This window comes from Nocardioides halotolerans DSM 19273 (assembly GCF_000422805.1).
Classification (GTDB): Bacteria; Actinomycetota; Actinomycetes; order Propionibacteriales; family Nocardioidaceae; genus Nocardioides; species Nocardioides halotolerans.
Genome location: NZ_KE383925.1, coordinates 71,939 through 96,857, shown reverse-complemented (window position 1 = coordinate 96,857; position 24,919 = coordinate 71,939). Strand labels below are relative to the sequence as shown.

General features: G+C 72.5%; 23 protein-coding genes. 15 read left to right on the top strand and 8 right to left on the bottom strand.

Going from position 1 to position 24,919, the window contains the following annotated elements; translation table 11 throughout:
• Window positions 1-8: 8 nt before the first annotated feature.
• Complete coding sequence (locus G514_RS0120640) at window positions 9-686, bottom strand: NADPH-dependent F420 reductase (RefSeq protein ID WP_051247924.1); 678 nt, start codon at window positions 684-686, stop codon at window positions 9-11.
• Window positions 687-792: 106 nt separating this feature from the next.
• Between G514_RS0120640 and G514_RS0120635 the strand changes: the two genes are divergently transcribed.
• From G514_RS0120635 to G514_RS30510, 6 genes are all read left to right on the top strand, one after another.
• Window positions 793-2,574: an acetyl/propionyl/methylcrotonyl-CoA carboxylase subunit alpha gene (locus G514_RS0120635; protein ID WP_157545087.1), complete on the top strand. Its 1,782-nt coding sequence runs from the start codon at window positions 793-795 to the stop codon at window positions 2,572-2,574.
• 244 nt (window positions 2,575-2,818) lie between these two features.
• The gene (locus G514_RS0120630) at window positions 2,819-3,310 is read left to right on the top strand and encodes a PH domain-containing protein (protein ID WP_028653291.1); all 492 of its coding nucleotides are present in this window, start codon (window positions 2,819-2,821) and stop codon (window positions 3,308-3,310) included.
• Window positions 3,311-3,320: 10 nt separating this feature from the next.
• Window positions 3,321-4,781, top strand: a complete 1,461-nt coding sequence (locus G514_RS28100) for a PH domain-containing protein (RefSeq protein ID WP_036565768.1) — start codon at window positions 3,321-3,323, stop codon at window positions 4,779-4,781.
• Between the two features lie 57 nt (window positions 4,782-4,838).
• A complete protein-coding gene (locus G514_RS30515) occupies window positions 4,839-5,003 on the top strand; it encodes a hypothetical protein (RefSeq protein WP_157545085.1) in 165 nt (54 codons plus the stop codon).
• 65 nt (window positions 5,004-5,068) lie between these two features.
• Window positions 5,069-8,470: a pyruvate carboxylase gene (locus G514_RS0120615; RefSeq protein ID WP_028653290.1), complete on the top strand. Its 3,402-nt coding sequence runs from the start codon at window positions 5,069-5,071 to the stop codon at window positions 8,468-8,470.
• A 229-nt stretch (window positions 8,471-8,699) separates the two neighbouring features.
• Window positions 8,700-8,873, top strand: coding sequence for a hypothetical protein (locus tag G514_RS30510; protein ID WP_157545083.1), 174 nt, complete (start codon window positions 8,700-8,702; stop codon window positions 8,871-8,873).
• Here the strand turns inward: G514_RS30510 and G514_RS0120605 are convergent.
• The 3 genes from G514_RS0120605 to lpdA all read right to left on the bottom strand — a co-directional run bounded on the left by G514_RS0120605 (window position 8,870) and on the right by lpdA (window position 13,020).
• Window positions 8,870-10,063, bottom strand: a complete 1,194-nt coding sequence (locus tag G514_RS0120605) for a SpoIID/LytB domain-containing protein (RefSeq protein WP_028653289.1) — start codon at window positions 10,061-10,063, stop codon at window positions 8,870-8,872. The genes G514_RS30510 and G514_RS0120605 overlap by 4 nt on opposite strands.
• Before the next feature lie 137 nt (window positions 10,064-10,200).
• Window positions 10,201-11,598 (bottom strand): NAD(P)H-quinone dehydrogenase, encoded by a 1,398-nt coding sequence (locus tag G514_RS0120600; protein WP_028653288.1) that lies wholly within the window; start codon window positions 11,596-11,598, stop codon window positions 10,201-10,203.
• A gap of 15 nt (window positions 11,599-11,613) precedes the next feature.
• Window positions 11,614-13,020, bottom strand: coding sequence for a dihydrolipoyl dehydrogenase (lpdA, locus tag G514_RS0120595; RefSeq protein ID WP_028653287.1), 1,407 nt, complete (start codon window positions 13,018-13,020; stop codon window positions 11,614-11,616).
• Window positions 13,021-13,084: 64 nt separating this feature from the next.
• Here lpdA and G514_RS0120590 point away from each other — a divergent pair, with 64 nt between their 5' ends.
• Window positions 13,085-13,537: a gamma-glutamylcyclotransferase gene (locus tag G514_RS0120590; RefSeq protein WP_028653286.1), complete on the top strand. Its 453-nt coding sequence runs from the start codon at window positions 13,085-13,087 to the stop codon at window positions 13,535-13,537.
• A 3-nt stretch (window positions 13,538-13,540) separates the two neighbouring features.
• On the opposite strand, the gene G514_RS0120585 is transcribed toward G514_RS0120590, so the two are convergent.
• Window positions 13,541-13,960 carry a YybH family protein gene (locus G514_RS0120585; RefSeq protein ID WP_028653285.1) on the bottom strand — a complete coding sequence of 140 codons (420 nt, stop codon included), beginning with the start codon at window positions 13,958-13,960 and terminating at the stop codon, window positions 13,541-13,543.
• Between the two features lie 86 nt (window positions 13,961-14,046).
• Here G514_RS0120585 and G514_RS0120580 point away from each other — a divergent pair, with 86 nt between their 5' ends.
• Genes G514_RS0120580 through G514_RS0120570 form a run of 3 tightly spaced genes read left to right on the top strand, consistent with a single transcriptional unit; the run spans window position 14,047 to window position 16,141 of the window.
• Complete coding sequence (locus G514_RS0120580; protein WP_028653284.1) at window positions 14,047-14,862, top strand: purine-nucleoside phosphorylase; 816 nt, start codon at window positions 14,047-14,049, stop codon at window positions 14,860-14,862.
• Window positions 14,863-14,897: 35 nt separating this feature from the next.
• Window positions 14,898-15,719 (top strand): NAD-dependent epimerase/dehydratase family protein, encoded by an 822-nt coding sequence (locus G514_RS0120575; protein WP_028653283.1) that lies wholly within the window; start codon window positions 14,898-14,900, stop codon window positions 15,717-15,719.
• A gap of 32 nt (window positions 15,720-15,751) precedes the next feature.
• On the top strand, window positions 15,752-16,141 hold the full coding sequence (locus G514_RS0120570; RefSeq protein ID WP_028653282.1) for a MerR family transcriptional regulator: 390 nt from the start codon (window positions 15,752-15,754) through the stop codon (window positions 16,139-16,141).
• 15 nt (window positions 16,142-16,156) lie between these two features.
• On the opposite strand, the gene G514_RS29545 is transcribed toward G514_RS0120570, so the two are convergent.
• A complete protein-coding gene (locus G514_RS29545) occupies window positions 16,157-17,530 on the bottom strand; it encodes a hypothetical protein (protein WP_051247920.1) in 1,374 nt (457 codons plus the stop codon).
• Between the two features lie 176 nt (window positions 17,531-17,706).
• On the opposite strand from G514_RS29545, the gene G514_RS0120560 reads away from it, so the two are divergent.
• Window positions 17,707-18,699 (top strand): aldo/keto reductase, encoded by a 993-nt coding sequence (locus G514_RS0120560; protein WP_028653281.1) that lies wholly within the window; start codon window positions 17,707-17,709, stop codon window positions 18,697-18,699.
• Window positions 18,700-18,701: 2 nt separating this feature from the next.
• Here G514_RS0120560 and G514_RS28090 read toward each other — a convergent pair whose 3' ends face one another.
• Window positions 18,702-19,232: a HEAT repeat domain-containing protein gene (locus G514_RS28090; protein ID WP_051247918.1), complete on the bottom strand. Its 531-nt coding sequence runs from the start codon at window positions 19,230-19,232 to the stop codon at window positions 18,702-18,704.
• Between the two features lie 18 nt (window positions 19,233-19,250).
• On the opposite strand from G514_RS28090, the gene G514_RS0120550 reads away from it, so the two are divergent.
• Window positions 19,251-20,915 (top strand): phospho-sugar mutase, encoded by a 1,665-nt coding sequence (locus tag G514_RS0120550; protein WP_028653280.1) that lies wholly within the window; start codon window positions 19,251-19,253, stop codon window positions 20,913-20,915.
• A gap of 4 nt (window positions 20,916-20,919) precedes the next feature.
• Here G514_RS0120550 and G514_RS0120545 read toward each other — a convergent pair whose 3' ends face one another.
• Window positions 20,920-21,564: a hypothetical protein gene (locus G514_RS0120545; protein WP_028653279.1), complete on the bottom strand. Its 645-nt coding sequence runs from the start codon at window positions 21,562-21,564 to the stop codon at window positions 20,920-20,922.
• A 27-nt stretch (window positions 21,565-21,591) separates the two neighbouring features.
• Between G514_RS0120545 and deoC the strand changes: the two genes are divergently transcribed.
• From deoC to G514_RS0120530, 3 genes are read left to right on the top strand one after another with little or no spacing between them, the layout of a single operon-like run.
• Window positions 21,592-22,602, top strand: a complete 1,011-nt coding sequence (gene deoC / locus G514_RS0120540) for a deoxyribose-phosphate aldolase (RefSeq protein ID WP_245582288.1) — start codon at window positions 21,592-21,594, stop codon at window positions 22,600-22,602.
• 3 nt (window positions 22,603-22,605) lie between these two features.
• Window positions 22,606-24,048: an aldehyde dehydrogenase family protein gene (locus G514_RS0120535; RefSeq protein WP_028653277.1), complete on the top strand. Its 1,443-nt coding sequence runs from the start codon at window positions 22,606-22,608 to the stop codon at window positions 24,046-24,048.
• Complete coding sequence (locus tag G514_RS0120530; RefSeq protein ID WP_028653276.1) at window positions 24,045-24,914, top strand: aldehyde dehydrogenase family protein; 870 nt, start codon at window positions 24,045-24,047, stop codon at window positions 24,912-24,914. Before G514_RS0120535 ends, G514_RS0120530 begins: the two co-directional genes overlap by 4 nt.
• Window positions 24,915-24,919 lie beyond the last annotated feature (5 nt).

Here is a 24,919-nt window from a genome sequence, read left to right as displayed (position 1 = left end):
GAAGGCACCTAACGCAACGTTGGCCCGCGCACGATCTTGAGGTTGAAGTCGTTGCCGCCCAGGGCGAGGTTGATGCGAATCCAGAGCGGGAGCCACATCTCCGGGCCGCGGGCGGTCTCGATCCCGCCGAGGTCGATCACGTCGCCGTGGCCCAGCTGGTGCAGCAGAGCGGTGACGACGGCCTTGGCGTCGGGGTCGTCGCCGGAGACGAACACCGTGGTGTCCTCCCCCAGCCGCTGCGGGTCGACCATGAGCGCGTTGTTCATCGTGTTGAGGCTCTTCACGACCCGGGCGTCGGGGTGGGCGCGCTGGATCGTCTCCGCGAGCGAGTCGTCGTCCTTGACGAACAAGGTGGGCGGGAACCCCCGCGAGCTGTCGAGCGGGTTGGAGATGTCGAGCAGCACCTTGCCCGCGAGGTTCTCGCCGCCCGCGCTGGCGAGGACCCCGAGCGCCACGTCGCCGCCGGCGGCGTTGACCACGAGCGCGGCGCCCCCAGCGGCCTGCGCGAAGGTGGCCAGGCCCACGCCGGGGTGCTCCGCGGCCCACGCGGCGTACTCCTCGCGGCCGGCGGTGCCGCCCGGGTCGCGGGTGCCGAGGGTGACCTCGTGCCCGACCCGGGCGAGCCCGCCCGCCACCGCCCGCCCGACCGGACCGGTGCCGAGCACCGCGATCTCGAGGTTCTCCACGTGCGAGACGCTAGGACCTCAACTGCGCTGGAGGTCAAGAGTGCGTCCTGTCCCAGTGAGACGAGCCCCACGGTGCACGGGCGCCGTCGGGCGATAACCTGCGCTGGTGCCCCCGACCTCCCCGTTGCAGAAGGTCCTCATCGCCAACCGAGGCGAGATCGCGGTCCGTGTGATCCGGGCCTGCAAGGACGCCGGCATCGGCAGCGTCGCCGTCTACGCCGACCCCGACCGCGACGCACTGTTCGTGCGACTGGCCGACGAGGCCCACGCGCTGGGCGGGTCGACCCCAGGCGACTCCTACCTCGACATCGCGAAGATCATCGCCGTCGCGGAGCAGTCCGGCGCCGACTCGGTGCACCCGGGCTACGGCTTCCTGGCCGAGAACGCCGAGTTCGCCCAGGCCGTGATCGACGCCGGGCTGACGTGGATCGGCCCGCCGCCCGCGGCGATCGAGGCGCTGGGCGACAAGGCGAAGGCCAAGCACATCGCGGTCAAGGCCGACGCGCCGCTCGCGCCCGGCACCAAGGACCCGCTCGCGGACGCCGACGAGGCGGTGCGGTTCGCGGAGGAGCACGGACTGCCGATCGCCATCAAGGCCGTCTACGGCGGCGGCGGCCGCGGCCTGAAGGTCGCCCGGACCATCGAGGAGATCCCCGACGCGTTCGAGTCCGCGGTGCGCGAGGCGGTCAGCGCCTTCGGTCGCGGCGAGTGCCTGGTGGAGAAGTTCCTCGACAAGCCCCGTCACGTCGAGACCCAGTGCCTCGCCGACCAGCACGGCAACGTCGTGGTGGTCTCGACGCGCGACTGCTCCCTGCAGCGCCGCAACCAGAAGCTCGTCGAGGAGGCGCCCGCGCCGTTCCTCACCGAGGAGCAGCGCACCGAGCTCTACGAGTCGTCGAAGCGCATCCTGCGCGAGGCGGGCTACCACGGCGCCGGCACCTGCGAGTTCCTCGTGGCCCAGGACGGCTCGATCTCCTTCCTCGAGGTCAACACCCGGCTCCAGGTCGAGCACTCTGTCTCCGAGGAGGTCACGGGCATCGACCTGGTGCGCGAGATGTTCCGGATCGCCGCCGGCGAGGAGCTCGGCTACGACGACCCCGAGATCCGCGGCCACTCGATCGAGTACCGCATCAACGCCGAGGACGGCGGGCGCAGCTTCATGCCGGCGCCCGGCACGCTGTCGGCCTGGAGCCCGCCCAGCGGTCCCGGCGTCCGGCTCGACGGCGGCTACGAGAACGGCGAGACGATCCCGGGCTCGTTCGACTCCCTCATCGCCAAGCTGATCGTCACCGGACGCGACCGCACGCAGGCGCTCGAGCGGTCGCGGCGCGCGCTCGACGAGTTCGTCGTCGACGGCATGCCGACGGTGATCCCCTTCCACCAGGCGGTGGTGCGCGACCCGGCGTACGTCGGGCCGTCCAACCCGTCCGGTGAGGGCGAGTTCACCGTCTACACCCAGTGGATCGAGACCGACTTCGACAACCGGATCGAGCCGTACGCCGGCGACGTCGCCGAGGCCGACGAGCCCGAGGACCGCCAGCGGGTCGTCGTGGAGGTCGGTGGCAAGCGCCTCGAGGTCGTGCTGCCCGGCGGGCTGGGCTCGATCTCGGCCGGCGGCGGGGGCGCGAAGAAGCCGAAGCGCTCCGCGGGCAAGAAGGCCGGGTCGGCCGCGAGCGGCGACGCCGTCACCTCGCCCATGCAGGGCACGATCGTCAAGGTCGTCGTGGAGGAGGGCCAGGAGGTCGCCGAGGGCGACACCGTGGTCGTGATCGAGGCCATGAAGATGGAGCAGCCCCTCAAGGCGCACAAGGCCGGCACCGTGACCGGCCTGCAGGCCGAGGTCGGGGCCACCGTCACCAACGGCGCCGTCGTCTGTGAGATCAAGTGAGCAGCAGCGAGCGAGGAACGAGCTCGCTGCGTGGGCTCACGCAGGTTGAGCAAGCGGCGCGGCTGAGCTCGCGAAGCCGCGGCGGCGCGTCGAAACCTCCGCAGCCCGCGCACCTGCTCAACCACTGAGCTCGTTGCGTGGGCTCGCGCAGGTCGAGCAAGCGGCGCGGCCGGGCCCGCGAAGCCGCGGGTAGCGTCGAAACCACCGCAGTGCGCGCACCTGGTTCGCCGGTAGCCTCGCGAGCGTGCAGCCACCCCCCTCCCTCCGCGAGCCGAGCCAGCGGGTCAGCCCACGGGCGCGGCTGATGTGGCGGACCGAGGCGGTCGTGCAGGCGGTGCTGCTGTCGGTCGTGCCGTTCGTGCTGATCGGGCCGCTCGACCTCATGGACGTGCCCTGGTGGGCGTGGGTGCTGTGGGCGGCGTTCCTCGCGGCGTACGTCGTCGTGGTGCCGAGCTGGCGCTACCTCGTGCACCGCTGGGAGGTGACCGACACGGCGGTCTACACCCAGACCGGCTGGTGGGCGCGGGAGCGCCGGATCGCGCCGATGTCGCGGATCCAGACGGTCGACCACGTCGAGGGGGCGCTCGCCCGCCTGTTCGGGCTGGCGACCGTCACGGTCACCACCGCCTCCGCGGCGGGTGCGCTCGGCATCGCCGGGCTCGACAAGGACGTCGCGCGCCGGCTCGTCGACGAGCTGACCATGAAGGCCGACGCGGTGGAGGGCGACGCGACGTGACCGGGCGTCGATGACCGAGCTCGCCCGGGACGCCGAGTGGCAGCGGCTGGACCCCCGGATGCTTCTGGTGCACCCCATCCGCGAGGTGCTGCGGTTCCTGCCGGTGATCGTGGTCGTCGTGCTCGGCAGCACCGCGGCCGGCGGCGAGCAGTGGCAGCTGATCGGTGTCGGAATCCCCGTCGCGCTCGGCCTGATGCGCTACCTGACCACGAGCTTCCGCATCAGCGGCGGCCGCATCGAGCTGCGGCGCGGGCTGCTCAACCGGCACGTGCTCTCGACGCCCGTCGACCGGGTCCGCACCGTCGACCTCACGTCGTCACCGATCCACCGGCTGCTCGGCCTCACCAAGGTGCAGATCGGCACCGGCACCGCCTCGAGCAGCGACGAGGACCGGGTCGACCTCGACGGGCTGCCGCTGGACCGCGCCCGGGCGCTGCGGGCCGAGCTGCTCGAGACCTCGACGGCCGACGACGAGCTCGCGAGTGCCGAGGCGACCGACACCGAGGTGCTCGCCTTCGACCCCGCCTGGCTGCGCTACGCCCCGCTGACCGGCAGCGGCGTCGTGATCGGGGCCGCCGCGCTCGGTGCCGCCAGCCAGCTGCTGCAGTCGGTGGGCTTCTGGGAGCGCTTCGATCTGGACAACCTGGACGTGCCGGGAGTGTCCCTCGGCGTGCTCGTGCCGCTGCTCGTGCTGGCGGGGCTGGTGGTCGTCTCGCTCCTCTCGGTCGGGGGGTACGCCGTCTCCAACTGGGGCTTCCGCCTCACCCGCAACCGCGCGGCCGCGACGTGGCACCTGACGCGCGGCCTGTTCACGACCCGCGAGACCACCGTCGATGACGAGCGGGTCGCCGGCGTGAACCTCTCCGAGCCGCTCGGTCTCCGCCTCGCGGGCGGCGCCCGCCTCTCGGCGATCGTCACCGGCCTGTCGAGCAGCCAGCGGGGCAGCGCCACGCTGGTGCCCCCGGCGCCGCGGGCCGTCGTCGAGCGGGTCGCCGTCGAGGTGCTGGACACGTCCGTGCCGGTCGCCGCCCCTCTGGTCGGCCACGGCCCCCGCGCCGCCCGCCGCCGCTGGACCCGCGCGCTGCTGCCCGTCCTCGGCGTCGCGGCGGCGTTCGTCCTGGTCGTGGTGTCGGGCGGTCCGACCTGGCTGCTCCTCGGACTGCTCGCCCTCCCGCTCGCCGCCTTCCTCGCGCGGGACCGCACCCGCTCCCTCGGCCACGCCCTGCTGGCCGGTCACCTCGTCGCGCGGTCCGGCTCGCTCGTCCGCCGCCGCCGCATCCTCGACGTCGACCACGTCATCGGCTGGAACCTCCGCGCCACCTGGCTCCAGCGTCGCGCCGGCCTCACCACGCTCGTCGCCACCACCGCCGGCGGCAACCAGGCCGTGGTCGTGCTCGACGTCCCCGAGGACGAGGCCGTCCGGGTCGCCCACCGGGCCCTGCCCCAGCTCGTCGAGCAGTTCCGCTCTTGAATCGACGAGTTCGGCGATTCTCCTGCGAAGCCGCGGAGAGGTGCCTAGCCTGACCTCATGGTCGAGTTCGTGAGCTGGTTCGGCGTCGCCGTGATCGCGCTCTTCGCCGTCGTCGGGTTCACCGGTGTGGTGGCGACCAGCGTGCTCACCGCGGTGCGCGCGCTGCGGCACCGCGACGCGCCGGTCGAGCACGTCGACGTGCGTCACCGCATCGCCGCCTGACCCAGGCTGTCCACCCACCGTCACGAGGCTGACGCGGGGGTCGCGCGCTTTGTAACGTTCCAACCATGTTCTCGAAGGTGCTCGTCGCCAACCGTGGCGAGATCGCCATCCGCGCGTTCCGGGCGGCCTACGAGCTGGGGGCGCGGACGGTCGCGGTCTTCCCCCACGAGGACCGCTGGTCCGAGCACCGGCTGAAGGCCGATGAGGCCTACGAGATCGGCGAGCGCGGCCACCCGGTGCGCGCCTACCTCGATCCCGACGCGATCGTCGCCGTCGCGGTCCGCGCAGGGGCGGACGCCGTCTACCCGGGCTACGGGTTCCTGAGCGAGAACCCCGCGCTGGCCGAGGCGTGCGCGAACGCCGGGATCACGTTCGTCGGTCCGACCAGCGACGTGCTGACCCTGACCGGCAACAAGGCCCGGGCGATTGCCGCAGCCAAGGCGGCCGGGGTGCCGACGCTGGCGAGCGTCGAGCCGAGCACCGACGTCGACACGCTGGTCGAGGCGGCGCGAGACCTGACCTACCCGCTCTTCGTGAAGGCGGTCGCGGGCGGCGGCGGCCGAGGCATGCGCCGGGTCGACGACCCCCGCGACCTGCGCGACGCGGTCGAGACGTGCATGCGCGAGGCGGAGGGCGCGTTCGGCGACCGCGAGGTGTTCATCGAGCAGGCGGTGGTCGAGCCGCGGCACATCGAGGTGCAGGTCCTCGCCGACGGAGCCGGCAACGTCATCCACCTCTTCGAGCGCGACTGCTCCGTGCAGCGTCGCCACCAGAAGGTGGTCGAGATCGCGCCGGCGCCGCACCTCGACCCCGACGTCCGGGCGCGGATGTGCGCGGACGCCGTCCGCCTCGCGACCGAGATCGGCTACCGCAACGCCGGGACCGTCGAGTTCCTCCTCGCGCCCGACGGCAGCTACGTGTTCATCGAGATGAACCCCCGCATCCAGGTCGAGCACACCGTCACCGAGGAGATCACCGACGTCGACCTCGTCCAGTCGCAGCTCCGGATCGCCAGCGGCGAGACGCTGGCCGACCTCGGCCTGAGCCAGGACAGCATCCAGGTCCGGGGCGCGGCCCTCCAGTGCCGGATCACGACCGAGGACCCCGCCAACAGCTTCCGCCCCGACACCGGGGTGATCACGACCTACCGCTCGCCGGGCGGAGGCGGCGTCCGCCTCGACGGCGGTACGACGTACACCGGTGCCGAGGTCTCCGCGCACTTCGACTCGATGCTCTCCAAGCTCACCTGCCGCGGACGGACCTTCGAGGTCGCGGTCGCCAAGGCGCGCCGGGCGGTCGCCGAGTTCCGCATCCGCGGCGTCACCACCAACATCGCCTTCCTCCAGGCCGTGCTCGACGACCCCGACTTCCGCGCCGGCCGGGTCACCACCAGCTTCATCGAGACCCACCCGCACCTGCTCAAGGCGCGGGCGAGCGGCGACCGCGGCACCAAGCTGATGACCTACCTCGCCGACGTCACCGTCAACCAGCCCCACGGCGCGCCACCTGTCACCCTCGACCCGGCGACCAAGCTCCCCAGCGTCGACCACGGTCCCGACGTCGCGGTCCCGGCGCCCGACGGCACCCGGCAGCTGCTGCTGGAGCTCGGCCCCGAGGCCTTCGCGCGCCGGCTGCGCGAGCAGACGGACGTCGCGGTCACCGACACCACCTTCCGCGACGCCCACCAGTCGCTGCTCGCGACGCGGGTGCGCAGCACGGACCTGCTGGCCGTGGCGCCGTACGTCGCCCGCGCCACGCCCCAGCTGTGGTCGCTCGAGTGCTGGGGCGGCGCGACGTACGACGTCGCGCTGCGCTTCCTCTCCGAGGACCCGTGGGAGCGGCTCGCCGCGCTGCGCCAGGCGGTGCCGAACGTCTGCCTCCAGATGCTGCTGCGCGGGCGCAACACCGTCGGCTACACGCCGTACCCGACCGAGGTGACGCGGGCGTTCGTCAGCGAGGCCGCCGACACCGGTCTCGACGTGTTCCGCATCTTCGACGCGCTCAACGACGTCGAGCAGATGCGGCCGGCGATCGACGCCGTCCGCGAGACGGGGACGACCGTCGCGGAGGTCGCCCTCTGCTACACCGGCGACCTCTCCAGCCCCGACGAGCGCCTCTACACCCTCGACTACTACCTGCGGCTCGCCGAGCGCATCGTCGGGGCGGGCGCCCACGTGCTCGCGATCAAGGACATGGCCGGCCTGCTCCGCGCGCCGGCCGCCCGCACCCTGGTGACGGCACTGCGCGAGCGCTTCGACCTACCCGTGCACCTGCACACCCACGACACCCCCGGCGGCCAGCTCGGCACCCTCCTCGCCGCCATCGACGCGGGCGTGGACGCCGTCGACGCGGCCTGCGCGAGCATGGCCGGCACGACCTCGCAGCCGCCGCTGTCGGCGCTGGTGAGCGCGACCGACCACTCGGCGCGCGAGACGGGGCTCTCGCTCGCCGCCGTCAACGCGATGGAGCCCTACTGGGAGGCGGTGCGCCGCGTCTACGCGCCGTTCGAGTCCGGGCTGCCGTCCCCGACCGGCCGCGTCTACCGCCACGAGATCCCCGGCGGGCAGCTCTCCAACCTGCGCCAGCAGGCGATCGCGCTCGGTCTCGGTGAGAAGTTCGAGCAGGTGGAGGACATGTACGCCGCCGCGAACGACGTCCTCGGCCACATCCCCAAGGTGACGCCGTCGTCCAAGGTCGTCGGCGACCTCGCGCTCGCGCTCGTCGGTCTCGGCGCCGACCCCGAGGAGTTCGCCGAGGACCCCGCGCGCTTCGACGTCCCCGACTCGGTCATCGGCTTCCTCAACGGCGAGCTGGGCGACCCGCCGGGCGGCTGGCCCGAGCCGTTCCGCACCAAGGCGCTCGCGGGCCGCAGCTGGACGCCGTCGGCGAGCGAGCTCACGCCCGAGCAGTCCTCGGCCCTCGCCGGCGGGAGCTCCGCCTCGCGCCGGGCCACCCTCAACGAGCTGCTCTTCCCCGGACCGACCCGCGAGTTCCTGGAGGCGCGCGAGACCTTCGGGGACGTGTCGGTGCTGCCGACGATCGACTACCTCTACGGGCTGCGCCACGGCGAGGAGCACGAGGTGACCCTCGAGGAGGGCAAGACGATCATCCTCGGCCTCCAGGCGATCAGCGAGCCCGACGAGCGCGGCTACCGCACCGTCATGGCCACGATCAACGGCCAGCTGCGGCCGATCAGCGTGCGGGACCGCGCGGTCGCCGCCGAGGTGGCCGCCGCGGAGAAGGCAGACCCGTCGCGGCCCGGCCACGTCGCGGCGCCGTTCCAGGGCGTGGTCACCACGGTGGTCGGCGAGGGCGACACGGTCCGCGCCGGCGACGTGGTCGCGACGATCGAGGCGATGAAGATGGAGGCGTCCATCACCGCCCCCGTCGCCGGGACGGTGGAGCGGCTCGCCATCAGCGGCGCCCAGGCCGTCGAGGGCGGCGACCTGGTGCTCGTGCTCGCGTGACGCCGCCCGTCAGGGCTCCCCGGTCGATGTCTCGACCGGCGACGGCAGTTTGCGCGAACGGCGCCGTACGGCCGAGCACGAGCAGTACCGTCCCCGTGGGGGACCCGGCAGCGCTCGCCGCCGCCGGGTGGCCGCGAGGCCGAGCAGACGGGAGGGGAACGTGATCCGAGGGGGGAACCGGAAGCAGGGGGCGCCGGTGCCGCGCGCGCGATCCGAGCACGATCCGCGGGTGTCGATGGTGCTGGCCGTGCTGGCCGGACGGCGGCTCGACGACGTGGCGCGCGACGGCGCGGTCGCCGTCGCCGTCCTCGACCGGTGGGTGCGCGACTTCGTGGTCGCCGGGGCGGACGTGATCACCGGTCGCCCGGACGCCGACGACGCCCGGGAGCGAGAAGGGGTCTAGCCCCTCGGGGTGGCCACCGCGAGCTCGAACCAGGTCGACTTCAGACCGAGCGTGGAGCGGAAGTCGTCGCCCGTGACCTGCACCGACGTGGGGAGGCCACCGAGGCTGCCCTTGAGCGTCACGGATGTGACCCGGCCACCGAAGTGCGCTCCAAGCCCGTCCCGGCCGAACGACAGGCTCTCGAGCTTGCTGACGCCGGGCCAGGCCTTCTCGATCTGGGCGCGGGTGAGCGTGGTCGTCCACGGGTCGTTGGGGTTGTCGGAGGACGCCTCGTAGGGGTCGGGCTGCGCGACGAGGTAGGGCTGCGAGCCCGCGGTGCTGTAGCCGCCGTTGCTCGAGGAGAACTGCGTGAACGCCGGACGGCCCTGGTAGAGCACCACCCTGCCCGCCGTCGCCCTCACGGCCGCGGTCGCGGCGGGGTGCTCGTCGGCCACGCCGCCGTAGACCTGGCAGGACTCGGTGTCGCAGATGTCGTAGTACGACGTGGCGCTCTCGCGCTCCGACGCCGCGTAGGTGCGGGCCGCCACCGCCTGCGCGCGGACCGCCTGGGCCGGCCACTCGGCCGGCACCTCCCGCGGGACGACGCCCTGCAGGTAGCGGTCGAGGGGCAGCACGTTGACGGTGTGCCTGGCCACCGAGCGGAGCGCACCGCGGTACTCCGCAGACTGGTGCTTCGGCAGCCGCAGGGTGAGCGGCTGCCGGCCGGCGGAGAACTCCGCGTCGCCGGGGAACGCCGTCCACTTCTGCCAGCCACCACGGCCGGGGACGCGGTAGGACACCACGCTCCTCGACCCGCGCGGCATGATCCGCCAGCGCGTCGCCTTCGCGCGCACCTTCGCCAGCACGAAGCTCTTGCCGCCGCTCACCTTCTTCAGCCGGAGGCCGCTGCGCGCGTCGACCACCACGTCCTTGCGGTCCGCGGTGATGAGCACCTTGATCGTGCCCCGGGCGCGGCCGACACGGGTGCCGGGGTAGTAGAAGCCGACGATCTGCTTCCACGTGAGGCCCTGCTTGGCGGCGCCCTGCGCGCCGTACTGCGAGAGGCCGTGGCCGTGCCCGTAGCCGTAGCCGGTCACGGTGTAGGACGTGGCGGCGGGCACCTCGTCGGCGCTCGCCGGCAGCGGCGTGAGCGCGAGAGCAGTGGCGACGAGGACACCCAGGCCGACCCCGAGCGGACGAGAGCGGGTCATGCCTCCCGAGGTTAGGTGGCCACCCAAGCGCCACCCAAACCCCGGGCCGGGCAGGCGCGGCGGGCGGTGAGGTGGAGGTACTCCCACTCCATCAGGCCCTCGCCGAGGTGGCTGTCGCCGAGCCCGCCAGCGTCGGGTCAGGCGCGGAAGCGGTGCAGCCTCCGCGCGGCCTCCGCCACCGACCCCGACATCGACGGGTAGACGGTGAAGGTCTGGGCGAGCTGGTCGGCGGTGAGCGACTCGGCCACCGCGACCGCGACCGGGTGGATGAGCTCGCTCGCGCGCGGGCCGACCACGACGCCACCGACGATGGTGCCGGTGCCGGGGCGGCAGAACAGCTTCACGAAGCCGTCGCGCACGCCCTGCATCTTGGCGCGCGGGTTGCCCGAGAGCGGCAGCGTGATCGCCTCCGCCTGGATCTCGCCTGCGTCGATGGCCTGCTGAGACCAGCCGACGGTGGCGATCTCGGGGGCGGTGAAGACGTTGGACGACACCTTCTTCAGGTCCAGCGGCGTGACCGCGTCGCCGAGGAGGTGCCACATCGCGATCCGGCCCTGCATCGCCGCCACCGAGGCGAGCATCAGCACGCCGGTGCAGTCGCCGGCGGCGTAGACGCCCCGCGCGGAGGTGCGCGAGACTCGGTCGACGTTCACGAAGCCGCCGTCCTTGAGCACCACGCCGGCCTCCTCGAGGCCGAGGTCACCGGTGTTGGGGACCGACCCGAGGGCGAGGATGCAGTGGGAGCCCTCGACCGTGCGGCCATCGGTCAGCGTCACCGTCACGACGTCGCCGGAGCGGGTCACCGACTCCATGCGCGAGCGCGACAGGACGGTCATCCCCCGGCGGGTCAGCACGTCCTCGAGCACGGCGGCGGCGTCGGCGTCCTCGCCGGGCAGCACGCGGTCGCGGCTCGAGACCAGCGTGACCGGGATGCCGAGCGCGAGGTAGCCGGAGGCGAACTCCGCGCCGGTGACGCCCGAGCCGACCACGATCAGCTCCGACGGGACCTCGTCGAGGTCGTAGACCTGCTCCCAGGTCAGGATCCGCTCGCCGTCGGGCTGGGCGGTGGGCAGCGTGCGCGGCGAGGCACCGGTCGCGACCAGCACCGCGTGGGCGCGCAGGATCTCCTCGCGACCGCCCGGCGTCTCCACGACCACCCGGTCGGAGCCGGCCAGGCTCCCCCGGCCCTCGAGGACCTGGACGCCCTCCTTCTCGAGCCGGCGTGCGATGTCGTCGGACTGCGCCCGGGCGAGCGCCTTGACCCGCTGGTTGACGCGCGCGAGGTCGACGCGGAGCCCGTCGCTCTGCCCGTCTCCTCCGGCGATCATCACCCCGAGCTCGTTGGCCCCGGCGACGTCGGTCATCAGCTCGGCGGTCGCGATCAGCGTCTTGCTCGGGACGCAGTCGGTCAGCACAGCCGACCCGCCGATGCCGTCGGTGTCGACGACGGTGACGTCGGCGCCGAGCTGGGCCGCGACCAGGGCGGCCTCGTAGCCGCCCGGGCCACCGCCGATGACGACGACGTGGTCTGTCACGTGCGTCCGTCCCGGTCAGAGGTTGATCATGTGGCCGGCGATGCCTTCGACGGCTTCCTTCATCGCCTCCGACAGCGTCGGGTGCGCGAAGATGTTGCGGGCGACCTCGTCGGCGGTGAGGTCCCACTTCTGGGCCAGGGTCAGCGCCGGCAGCAGCTCGGTGACCTCGGGGCCGATCAGGTGGGCGCCGACGATCTCGTTGTGCTCGGCGTCGGCGACGATCTTCACGAACCCGGCCGTCTCGGCCATGCCCCGGGCCTTGCCGTTGGCGGAGAAGGGGAACTGCGCGACCTTGACGTCGTAGCCCTTCTCCTTTGCCTGCGCCTCGGAGTAGCCGAACGACGCGATCTGCGGCTGGCAGAACGTCGCGCGAGGGATCATGTCGAAGTCGATCTCGATGGTCTCGGCGTCGGCGATGGTCTCGGCCGCGACGATGCCCATCGCCTCGGCGGTGTGGGCGAGCATCAGCTTGCCGGTGACGTCGCCGATCGCGTAGATGCCCTTGACGTTGGTGCGGCCGCGGGCGTCGACCGCGATCGCGCCCCGATCGGTGACCTCGACCCCGGCCGCGTCGAGGCCGTAGCCGTCGACCCGCGGCGCGAAACCGAACGCCGCCAGCATCTTGTCGGCCTCGAGGACCTGGCTGTCGCCGCCGTCGGCCGGGCTGACGGTCACCTTGACGCCGCTGCCGGTGTCCTCGACGTTCTCGACCTTGGTGGAGAGCAGCACCTTCACGCCGAGCTTCTTGTAGTGGCGCAGCAGCTCCTTGGAGACGTCGGCGTCCTCGGTGGGGACCATCCGGTCGAGGAACTCCACGATCGTCACGTCGACGCCGAAGTTGGCCATCACGTAGGCGAACTCGACGCCGATGGCGCCCGAGCCGCCGATGATGATCGAGCCGGGGAGCTGGTCGTCGAGGATCTGCTCCTCGTAGGTCACGACGTGCTCGCTCACCGACATCCCGGGCAGCATCCGGACCTTCGCCCCGGCGGCGATGATCAGGTCGGTGCAGGTGTAGGACGACGTGGAGCCGTCCTTGTCGACGCTGACGCCGTGCTTGCCGTCGACCTCGCCGGTCAGCGTGCCCCAGCCGTCGATCTCGGTGATCTTGTTCTTCTTCATCAGGTAGTGGACGCCCTTGGCGCTGGCGTCGGCCACCGAGCGGCTGCGCTGGTGGGTCGGGCCGTAGGCCATCGTGGCGTCGCCCTCGATCCCGAAGGTCTTCTTCTCCTGGGTGAGGATGTGCGCGATCTCGGCGTTGCGGAGCAGCGCCTTCGAGGGGATGCACCCGACGTTGAGGCAGACCCCGCCCCAGTACTTCTCCTCGACGATGCCCACGCTCTTGCCGAGCTGCGCGGCGCGGATCGCGGCGACGTACCCTCCGGGGCCGGAACCGAGCACGAGGACATCGAAGTGGGTCACGTCGTTCACAACGCCAGACTAGTGCTGACACTTCCCGCCGCCAGCGGCCACTACCCTGCTCCGCGTGACCCTCTATGCGGCGTACGGGACCAACCTGGACCCGGCACGCATGGGCGAGCGCTGCCCGCACTCGCCGTTGTCGACGACCGGCTGGCTCACCGGCTGGCGGCTCACCTTCGGCGGTGAGGACCTCGGCTGGGACGGCGCCCTCTCGACGATCGTCGAGGACCCGATCGACCAGGTGTTCGTGGCGGTCTACGACGTCACCCGTGAGGACGAGGCCGACCTCGACGGGTGGGAGGCCGCCGACTCGGGGCTCTACCGCAAGACCAAGGTGCGCGTCTCGACGCTCACCGGCGAGACGCTCGTCTGGACCTACGTCCTCGACGCCTACGAGGGCGGCCTGCCCTCCGCGTCGTACCTCGGCATGCTCGCTGATGCCGCCGAGGCCGCCGACGCCCCGGCCGACTACGTCACCGCCCTGCGCGCGCGCCCCTGTCGCTCGACCGGGCTGTAGGAGTCAGTCGGAGAACGCCGTCTCCCCGGGTGGCTCGTCGGCGTGCCGGTGCACGATGCGCCACTCGCCGTGCTCGCGCCGGTAGACGTGGGTGACCCGGAGGCGGTACCTCCTCGGCACCCCTGCCCTCGAGCACGCGGTGTGCTCGAACACCACGGTGTAGGCGAGGTCCCCGCACGCGCCGGCGGCGATGAGCTCGATGTCGAATTCGAGGCAGTCGGAGAACCAGGAGGAGACCTCCTCGAACGCCTCGCGCACGTCCCTGGCCCCCGTCACGCAGGGCATCGCCGCACCCAGCAGCGTCAGCGGGTCCCGGCGTGACCACATCGCGAGCCGGGGCCCAGGGTCACCGCCGTGCATCGCCCGGTCAGCGGCGGTCTGACGCGGTAGCACCTCCTCGAGGAAGGCCTGGGTCTCGTCCATGCCCACCAGCCTCCTTGCGCTGCCGTCCCGGCGCCAGGGAGCGCTGACCCGGCCGATCGGGAACGTGTCCCTCTAGAGTCCTGCGCGTGACCGATGGAACGTCGACCGACCAGTCGCCCTACGACCTCGCCGAGCAGGCCGCGGAGAAGCTCGCCGAGCTCAGCGGCGTGGAGCGCCACGACGTGGCGCTGGTCCTCGGCTCCGGATGGCTCCCCGCGGCCGAGATGCTGGGCGAGACCGTCGCGGAGATCGCGACCACCGACCTGCCCGGGTTCAGCGCGGCAGCGGTGGCCGGGCACTCCGGCAGGATCCGGTCGGTGCGCGTCGGCGACCTCCGGGCGCTTGTGTTCCTGAGCCGCACCCACTACTACGAGGGCAAGGGCGTCGCTGCGGTCGTGCACGGCGTGCGCACCGCGGCGCGGGCGGGCTGCCGCACGATCGTGCTCACCAACGGCTGCGGCGGGCTCAAGGAGAGCTGGACGCCCGGTACGCCGGTGCTGATCAGCGACCACCTCAACCTCACCGGCCGGTCGCCGATCGAGGGCGCGAACTTCGTCGACCTGACCGACCTCTACAGCGCCCGGCTCCGGGCGCTGTGCCGCGAGGTCGACCCGAGCCTCGACGAGGGCGTCTACGTGCAGTTCCCCGGGCCGCACTACGAGACCCCGGCCGAGGTCCGGATGGCCGGCATCCTCGGCGGCCACCTGGTCGGCATGAGCACCACGCTGGAGGCGATCGCGGCCCGCGAGGCCGGCTTGGAGGTGCTCGGCATCAGCCTGGTCACCAACCTCGCCGCCGGCATCAGCAGCGAGCCGCTCAACCACGAGGAGGTCCTCGAGGCCGGCCGCGCGGCGGCCGAGCGGATGGGCTCGCTCCTCTCCCAGGTCGTCCCCCGCCTGTGAGCACTGCACACGTCGAGCCCGACTAGCCTCCTCACGTGCGCGTACTCCTGACCGGCGCGGCCGGCAGCATCGGCCAAGTCCTGTCCGTCGGGCTGGCCGACCGAGGCCACGAGGTCGTCGGCCTCGACCTGGTGCCGCAGCCCGACGGGCTCGACGACGGCTGGCACACCGCCGACTGCGCCGACCCCGACGCGGTCGCCGACGTCTTCGAGGCGGAGTTCGCCGAGTCGAGCCTCGACGCGGTCGTGCACATGGCCGGCCACCCGGGCGAGCAGTCGCTGCCCGACTCGCTCACCTCCCACGTGGTGACCACCGCGGCGCTCCTCGACGCGATGGTCGAGCACGGCGTGCGGCGCCTGGTCTACGGCGGCTCCAACCACGCGGTGGGGTACACCCCGCGGGCCGGGCTGGCCGACGGCCTGCTGCCGGTCGAGACCCGGCTGCGCCCCGACACCTTCTACGGCGTCGCGAAGGCGGGCGCCGAGGCGCTCATGAGCCTCTACGCCGACCGGCACGGCCTCGACGTCGTCAGCTGCCGGATCGGCTCGTTCCGCGCCGAGCCGGCGACGGTCCGCCACCTCGCGACCTGGCTGTCCCACGACGACTGCGTGCGCATGGTCGACGCCGCGCTGACCACGCCGGCGCCCGGCTTCGCCGCGATCTACGGCATCTCCCGCAACACCCGCCGCTGGTGGGACCTCGCGCCCGGCCACGCCCTCGGCTACGACCCGGTCGACGACGCGGAGGGCTGGGCCGACCGCGTCGAGCCTCGCCCCGACGACGCGGACGAGAACGCCGTCGTCGGCGGCGAGTACGCCCTGCCGTCCCACGAGCGGCCGGCGTTCGACCGCGCTTGACCTCGAGTGCACTCCAGGGGTGACACTGGAGCGTGGACACAGGACTCTCCATCGCCGAGGCCGCGGACCTGACCGGGCTGACCGCCGACACGCTGCGCTACTACGAGCGCGACGGGCTCATGCTGCGCGCGGTCCCGCGCGCCGCGTCGGGCCACCGCCAGTACGCCGACGGCGACATCGAGTGGGTCCGCCTGATCACCAAGCTGCGCTCGACCGGCATGCCGATCCGCGACGTACGCCGCTACGCCGACCTGGTCCGCGCCGGTGAGGGCAACGAGCAGGAGCGCCTCGACCTGCTGCGCGCGCACCGCCAGGTCGTGCTGGCCCGGCTGGCCGAGGTGCAGGATCACCTCGGCGCCGTCGACTACAAGATCGGCATCTACGAGGACCGCCTCAACGAGGTGCAGGAGCTGTCGGCCTAGGCCATGGCCTAGCGGTCACATCGCCGGCGGCACGGCCGCACCGTTGTCCCAGACGTTGCCCGACCAGACGTTGCCCGTCCGGGTCGTGCTGAAGCTGGTCACCGGACCGTAGGTGCCGCACTTCTGGTTGCCACCGCGCTGGAACACGTTGTTCGTGAACTTCTGGTTGGTCGCGTTGGTCGGGTCGTTGGAGTACGGCTTGTTCGGCGTCGCCCCGCCGTAGGCGCAGAACCCGCTGCCGGGACTGGCCACGAACAGGTTGGCGTCGATCGTGTTGTTCTTGATCGCGGTGAAGTCGGGGTAGCCGGTCAGGTCCGCCGAGCAGCCGATCTCGCCGTTGGCGTAGGGCCCGGTGAACGAGCAGTGGATCGAGCTGTGCCGCAGCGTCAGTCCCTGCTCCATGCGCACCGAGGAGGCGTGCACGTTGTTGCTCGGGTCCGGCCACAGGTTCGTCCCGTGGAAGTAGCTGTCCTGGATCAGGCAGCTCCGCTCGCAGTAGGCCGCCCGGTTGGAGTTGATGATCTCGGTCCGCAGGATCGTGAAGTTCGACCCCGTCACCCCGCAGTCCCACGTCGCGTTCCCCAGGTCGCCACACGCGTACTTCCCCGCCGGGCAGGTGCCGTTGCTGCACGCCGGGTACTGCACCCCGCTGTCGACCAACGAGTCCTGCACCGTGAACGACGCCGACCCCTGGCCCTGCACGATCCCCCCGTTCAGGTAGGAGTTGCGCAGGACCAACCCGCTGCCGCGCACGTCGAGGGGGCGACAGTTGACGACCTTGGAGTCGATCACCACGTTCGCCGCGGTGATCGTGCACGGACCCGTGTAGACCGCCATGCTCCCCGCCGGCGCGTTCGGCCCCGTGTTCGCGGTTCCCGGGAAGCACCCGCCCCTGCCGTCCGGCCCGTCGGGCACGTTCGGCACCGTCGAGGCACATCCCGGCGTGCCCGTGGGTGGCGCGGTCGGCGTCGCGGTCTGCGTCGCGGTCGGCGTGGCCGTCGGCGTGGGGCTCGCGCTCGTGGGCTCCGACGTCGCGGTGGTCGTGGCAGTGGTCGTCGCCGTCACGGTGGCCGTGGCGGTGGTCGTGGCGGTGGTCGTCGTGGTCGCCGTCGCGGTGACGGTCGCCACCGACTCGACCGTCTCCGTGACGGTGGCTGTGACGGTCTGGGTCAGGGTCGCCTGCGGGGGCCGCGACGACAGGCAGATGACGAGGCTCTTCTGGCCCTTGCCGGCTGACCTCGCTGCAGCCTTGGCCCGGGCGACCTCCTTCGCGGAGCACGCGGCCTTCGACCTGTCCGGCGCGGTGGCGGCGTGGACGACGCCCACCGTTGCGCCGGCGGCGATCAGCACGGCGATGAGGGCGACGAAGGAAGCACGCTGGGGTGTCATGGGCCATCTCCTGTGTAGCCATGCACCGCGACTGTCTCGCGACCCCGCCCCACAGGCTGCCCGGTCGACACGGTACTCGGCTCCGGGAACGTCGAAATTGGCCTGGGGAGGACCAGACCGGCACGAAAGCGCCCGCGCTTGACCTGGAGCGCGCTCCAGGGAGTTCAGTGGTGGGCATGTCCCTTTCAGCACGCACTCTCGGAACCACGTCCGCCCTCACCGTCCCCGAGCTCGGTCTCGGCTGCATGGGGATGTCGGAGTTCTACGGCACCGCCGACGAGCAGACCGGCATCGACACCATCCACCGGGCCCTCGACCTCGGCGTGACCTTCCTCGACACCGCCGACATGTACGGCCCGTTCACCAACGAGCGGCTGGTCGGCAAGGCCATCGCCGGCCGTCGCGACGAGGTCCAGCTCGCCACCAAGTTCGGCAACGAGCGCAACCCCGACGGCAGCTGGGTCGGCATCAACGGCTCCCCCGACTACGTACGGCGGGCGTGCGACGCCTCGCTCGAGCGGCTCGGCGTCGACCACCTCGACCTCTACTACCAGCACCGCGTCGACCGGACCGTCCCGATCGAGGAGACCGTCGGCGCGATGAAGGAGCTCGTCGAGGCGGGCAAGGTCCGCCACCTCGGCCTGTCCGAGGCGGGGGCCGACACCATCCGCCGCGCGCACGCCGTGCACCCGATCACCGCGCTGCAGTCGGAGTACTCCCTGTTCACCCGCGACCTCGAGGACGAGATCCTGCCGACGATCCGCGAGCTCGGCATCGGACTGGTGCCCTACTCCCCGCTCGGCCGCGGCATGCTCACCGGCGCGGTGACCCGGGAGACGCTCCAGGCCGGCGACTCGCGCAGGGAGGGCCGGTTCCCCCGGTTCTCCGGAGACGCGCTGGACGCCAACCTCGCGCTCGTCGACCGCATCAAGGAGCTGGCCGCCCAGCACGGCTGCACGCCGGGCCAGCTCGCCCTGGCCTGGGTGCTCGCCCAGGGTGACGACGTCGCCCCGATCCCCGGCACCAAGCGGATCCCCTACCTGGAGGAGAACGTCGGCGCCACCGAGGTCGAGCTCAGCGTCGAGGACCTCGAGGCGCTCTCGAACGCCGTGCCGCGCGACGCCGTCGTCGGCGACCGCTACGCCGACATGAGCACCGTCGGCGCCTGAGGTCACAGGTCGAGGCGCTGCTCCATGGCCGAGACCGCACGGCTCGCCTGGCGGCGTACCGCCTCGTCCTCGTCGGCGAGGCGGTCCCGCACGCCGGCGACGTGCTCGGTGTCGCCGGTGACGGCCAGCGCGCGCATGGCCTGGGCACGCACTCGCGGCAGGTCGTGGTCGGCGAGCGCGGCGGCGCCGTCGCCCGTGCCGGCCACGACGTGCCGTGCGGCGACCTTCAGGCACATCTCGGCGGGCCGCCAGTGCTCGTCGGCCAGGCCCCGCACCACCGCGTCGGTGGCGGCGTCGTCCCAGACGTGGAGCAGGCCGCGCGCGCCCCACGTGCGCACCCAGTAGTCGGGCCACGCGGCCCGGTCGAGGACGATCTCGACCGGGTCGTGCCCGGTCAGGCTCCGCAGCTCGTCGAGGTGGTCCTCGCGGTCGGCTCCGGCCATCAGGCCGGTGCACACGGCCACGAAGCGTGGGACGCCGAGCCGGACCGCCAGCTCGGGGATCAGCTCGGCGACAGCCTTCCGGTCCGGCACACGTCCTAGGGTGCACGCATGAGCACCTCAGCGGCCACCGACGTCCTGCTCGAGCGGGCCCGCGCCTGGGCGGCCGAGGACCCCGACGACCTCACGAGGGCCGAGCTGGAGCAGGTCATCGCCGACGTGGAGGGCGGCGCCGACCCGGCCGACCTGGCCGACCGGTTCGCGGGGACGCTGGAGTTCGGCACGGCGGGGCTGCGCGGCGCGGTCGGCGCCGGACCCAACCGGATGAACCGCGTCGTGGTGATCCGGGCGGCAGCGGGGCTCGCGGCGTACCTCCAGGAGCAGGGGGCCACCGGGCCGGTCGTGGTGGGCTTCGACGCCCGGCACCGCAGCGACGACTTCGCCCGCGACACCGCGGAGGTGATGTCGGGCGCCGGGTTCAAGGTGTGGCTGATGCCGCGACCCCTGCCGACCCCGGTCCTGGCCTTCGCGATCCGCGAGCTCGGCTGCGCGGCCGGCGTGATGGTGACCGCCAGCCACAACCCGCCGCAGGACAACGGCTACAAGGTCTACCTCGGCGACGGCAGCCAGATCGTGCCGCCCGCCGACGCCGGCATCGCGGCGAAGATCGACGCCGTCGGGGCGCTGCGCGACCTGCCGCGCGGCCCCGGCGGGACCGTGCTCGGCGAGCACGTCGTCGACCGCTACCTCGACACCATCGCCGGCCTCGCCCAGGACGGGCCTCGCGACCTCGACGTCGTCTACACGCCGTTGCACGGCGTCGGCGCCGGCCCGGCGCTGCAGGTGCTGGAGACCGCCGGCTTCGCCGCACCGCGGGTCGTCGAGCAGCAGGAGCAGCCCGACCCCGACTTCCCGACCGTCGCGTTCCCCAACCCGGAGGAGCCGGGCGCGATGGACCTCGCGCTGGCCCTTGCGGCCGAGCACGGCGCCGACCTCGTGGTCGCCAACGACCCGGATGCCGACCGGTGCGCGGCCGCCGTCCCGACCGGTTCCGGCAAGGGTGACGGCTGGCGGATGCTGCGCGGCGACGAGGTCGGCGCACTCCTGGCCCACCACCTGATGGCCCGGGGGCGCACCGGCACCTGGGCCACCTCGATCGTCTCCTCGAGCCTGCTCGGCCGGATGGCGGCGGCCGCCGGCCAGCCGTACGTCGAGACGCTGACCGGCTTCAAGTGGATCGGCCGGGTGCCGGGCCTCGCGTTCGGCTACGAGGAGGCGCTGGGCTACTGCTGCGACCCCGACCACGTGAAGGACAAGGACGGCGTCTCGGCCCTGCTGCTGCTGTGCGAGCTGGCCGCCGAGACCAAGGCGGAGGGCCGCGGCCTGGTCGACGTCCTGGACGACCTCGCGGTCCAGCACGGCCTGCACGCCACCGACCAGGTCTCGGTGCGCGTCGCCGACCTGTCCCTGATCGCGGCGGCGATGGAGCGCCTGCGCGCCACCCCGCCGGCCGAGCTCGGCGGGCTGCCCGTCGAGCGGGTCGACGACCTCGCGCTCGGCAGCGCCGACCTGCCGCCCACCGACGGGCTGCGCTTCCACCTCGCCGAGGGCGCGCGGGTCGTCGTCCGGCCCAGTGGCACCGAGCCGAAGCTCAAGTGCTACCTCGAGGTGGTCGTGCCGGTCGACGAGGAGGCCGGCGTCGACGCGGCCCGCATCTCGGCCGCCACCCGGCTCGACGCCCTGGGCAAGGACATCGAGGCGGCGCTGGGTCTCTAGGCCGTCAGCCGACGAGGAACCCGGCGACGACGAGCACCGTGGTCACGGCGAGCGCGCCGATCTCGGGCCAGGCCCACTCGCGGCGCACGTGCTCGGCGAGCGCGTCGGCCTCGGCCGAGCGCTTCTTGATGCCGCGGCGGGCGAGGTCCTCGTTGACGAGCTCCTGGACCCGGATCTCGACGAAGTCGGCGTAGTTCATGCCCGGCTCGCGGCCCTCCGTCTTGGCCAGCTCGCCACGCAGGCCGCCGACCTCCTGCCGCGCGCGCTGGACCGCCGAGCCCTTCATCGCCTGGCGCAGGGTCCGCCCGACCCCCGCGCAGACGTAGCGCTTGCCACCCGCGCGGACCGCCATCACCTGCCGGACCGCGATCTCCTCGATCGAGGCGAGCGGGAGGCGGATCGTGCTGAGCATGTTGCGCAGCACCAGGTCACGGCCCTCGACCAGCACGCGCGGGCGGACCGTGCTGGCGTAGATGACCACCGCCGCGAACAGTGCCAGGGCCGGCACCCAGGGCGGCACGTCGTCGGTGTCGACGGCCCAGCCGACGATGAACCCGAGGCACACCAGACCGCCGATCACGGCGATGGCGGTGCCGCCGTTGGGGGCGAACTTCTCGACCGTGGTGTCGCCCTGCTCCGTGCCGGTCACCAGCCCACTCCTCCAAAGGGGTCCGCCATGCCGTTCCAGCCTATGCTGGGCGGCATGGTGGCCACCCAGTCCGACGTCGAGCCGACACCGTTCCGTGACCTCGACGTCACCCGGTCCGACTCGTCGCTCCGGCGCTTCCTCCACGGGCTCCCCGGCGTCGACCAGGTGGGCGCCGAGCAGCGCGCCGCCGCGCTCGGCACGCGGTCGATCAAGACCTCCGCCAAGGCGTTCGCCCTCGATCTCGCGATCTCGATGGTCGACCTGACCACGCTGGAGGGGCAGGACACCCCCGGGAAGGTGCGCACGCTGGCCGCCAAGGCCATGCGTCCCGACCCCTCCGACGCGACCTGCCCGGCCACCGCCGCGGTCTGCGTCTACCCCGACATGGTGGCCACCGCCAAGGAGGCGCTGGGCTCGAGCGGGGTCAAGGTCGCCGCGGTCGCCACGGCGTTCCCCAGCGGCCGCGCGGCGATGGACATCAAGCTCGCCGACACCAGGGACGCCGTCGAGGCGGGCGCCGACGAGATCGACATGGTCATCGACCGGGGCGCCTTCCTGGCCGGCCGCTACCTCGAGATCTACGAGGAGATCGCCCAGGTCCGTGAAGCGTGCCGCCGAGAGAATGGGGAGAGCGCGCACCTCAAGGTGATCCTCGAGACCGGCGAGCTGCAGACCTACGACAACGTGCGCCGCGCGTCGTGGCTCGGCATGCTCGCCGGCGGCCACTTCATCAAGACCTCCACGGGCAAGGTGCAGCCGGCCGCGACCCTGCCCGTCACGCTGATCATGCTCGAGGCGGTGCGCGACTTCCGCGAGGCGACCGGCACCATGATCGGCGTCAAGCCGGCCGGCGGCATCCGCACGGCCAAGGACGCGATCAAGTTCCTCGTGACCGTCAACGAGGTGGCCGGGCCCGACTGGCTCGACCCCGACTGGTTCCGGTTCGGGGCCTCCACGCTGCTCAACGACCTGCTGATGCAGCGCATGAAGATGAAGACCGGCCGCTACTCCGGCCCCGACTACGTCACGGTGGACTGACCCATGACCACGAGCGCAGATCCCCGCGCGACCTTCGACTACGCGCCGGCGCCCGAGTCGCGCGCGATCGTCGACATCAAGCCGTCCTACGGCCTGTTCATCAACGGCGAGTTCGTCGACGGGCACGGCAAGGCGTTCAAGACGGTCAACCCGGCCTCGGAGGAGGTCCTGGCCGAGATCGCGGAGGCCGACGACAACGACGTCGACCTGGCGGTCAAGGCCGCCCGCCGGGCACACCGCGGCTGGTCGCGGATGCCCGGGGCGGAGCGGGCGAAGTACCTCTACCGCATCGCCCGCATCATCGCCGAGCGCTCCCGCGAGCTCGCCGTGCTGGAGTCGATCGACAACGGCAAGCCGATCAGGGAGTCGAGGGACGTCGACGTCCCGATCGTCTCGGCCCACTTCTTCTACTACGCCGGCTGGGCCGACAAGCTGAAGTACGCCGGCTACGGCGAGCAGTCGCTGGGCGTGGCCGCGCAGGTCATCCCCTGGAACTTCCCGCTGCTGATGCTCGCCTGGAAGATCGCCCCCGCACTCGCCTGCGGCAACACGGTCGTCCTCAAGCCCGCCGAGACCACCCCGCTCACCGCGCTGCTGTTCGCCGAGATCTGCCAGCAGGCCGACCTCCCGCCGGGCGTCGTCAACATCGTCACCGGCGCGGGCGGCACCGGCCAGGCGCTGGTCGGCCACCCCGACGTCGACAAGGTCGCGTTCACCGGGTCGACCGAGGTCGGCAAGGCCATCGCGCGCACCGTGGCCGGCACCGACAAGCGGGTGACCCTCGAGCTCGGCGGCAAGGCAGCCAACATCGTCTTCGACGACGCACCCCTCGACCAGGCGGTCGAGGGCATCGTCAACGGCATCTTCTTCAACCAGGGCCACGTCTGCTGCGCCGGCTCGCGGCTCCTGGTCCAGGAGTCGGTCGCCGACGACGTGCTCCACCGGCTCAAGCGCCGGATGGCGACGCTGCGCGTCGGCGACCCGCTCGACAAGAACACCGACATCGGCGCGATCAACTCCGCCGAGCAGCTGGCCCGGATCCGCGAGCTGTCGGCCGTCGGCGACGCCGAGGGGGCCGAGCGCTGGTCGCCGCCCTGCGACCTGCCGAGCCACGGCTACTGGTTCCCGCCGACGATCTTCACCGGCGTCAACCAGGCGCACCGGATCGCCCGCGAGGAGATCTTCGGCCCGGTGCTGTCGGTGCTGACGTTCCGGACGCCAGCAGAGGCGGTGCAGAAGGCCAACAACTCGCCGTACGGCCTCTCGGCCGGGGTGTGGACCGACAAGGGCTCCCGCATCCTGCAGATCGCCAACCAGCTGCGCGCCGGCGTCGTCTGGGCCAACACGTTCAACAAGTTCGACCCGACCAGCCCGTTCGGCGGCTACAAGGAGTCGGGCTACGGCCGCGAGGGCGGCCGCCACGGACTGGAGGCATACCTCAAGTGACTCGCGCAGACGTTCGCAAGACCTACAAGCTCTACATCGGCGGTGCCTTCCCCCGCTCGGAGTCCGGGCACTCCTACGTCGTCGAGGACGCCAAGGGGAAGTTCCTCGCCAACGCCGCGCTCGCCTCGCGCAAGGACGCCAGGGACGCCGTGGTCGCCGCTCGCGGCGCGTTCGGCGGCTGGTCCGGCCGCACGGCGTACAACCGCGGCCAGGTCGTCTACCGGATCGCCGAGCTGATGGAGGACCGACGTCCGCAGTTCCTCGAGGCGCTGTCGTCGTCGGAGGGGCTCACGTCACGCCAGGCGACGGCCGCGCTCGACGCCGCCGTCGACCGGCTGGTCTGGTACGCCGGCTGGGCCGACAAGCTGACCCAGGTGGTCGGCAACGCCAACCCCGTCGCCGGCCCGTTCTTCAACCTCTCCACGCCCGAGCCGACCGGCGTGGTCGCGGTGCTGGCGCCGCAGCAGTCGTCGCTCCTCGGGCTGGTCTCGGTGGTCGCGCCGGTGATCGTCACCGGCAACACCTGCGTGGTCGTCTCGTCGTTCGCGCGGCCGCTGCCCGCCGTGACGTTCAGCGAGGTCCTGGCGACGTCCGACGTGCCGGGCGGGGTGGTCAACATCCTCACCGGCGACGCGACGACGGTCGGCCCGTGGCTGGCCTCGCACATGGACGTCAACGCGATCGACCTCGTGGGGCTGGCGGGCTCGCCCGAGCTCGCCGCCGAGCTCGAGGTGGCCGCCGCCGACAACCTCAAGCGGGTGCACCGGGCTCCGGCCGCCGAGCCGGACTGGGCGCTCGAGCCGGAGCTCGACGCGATGACGCGCTACCTCGAGACCAAGACCGTCTGGCACCCGATCGGCGTCTGAGCCCC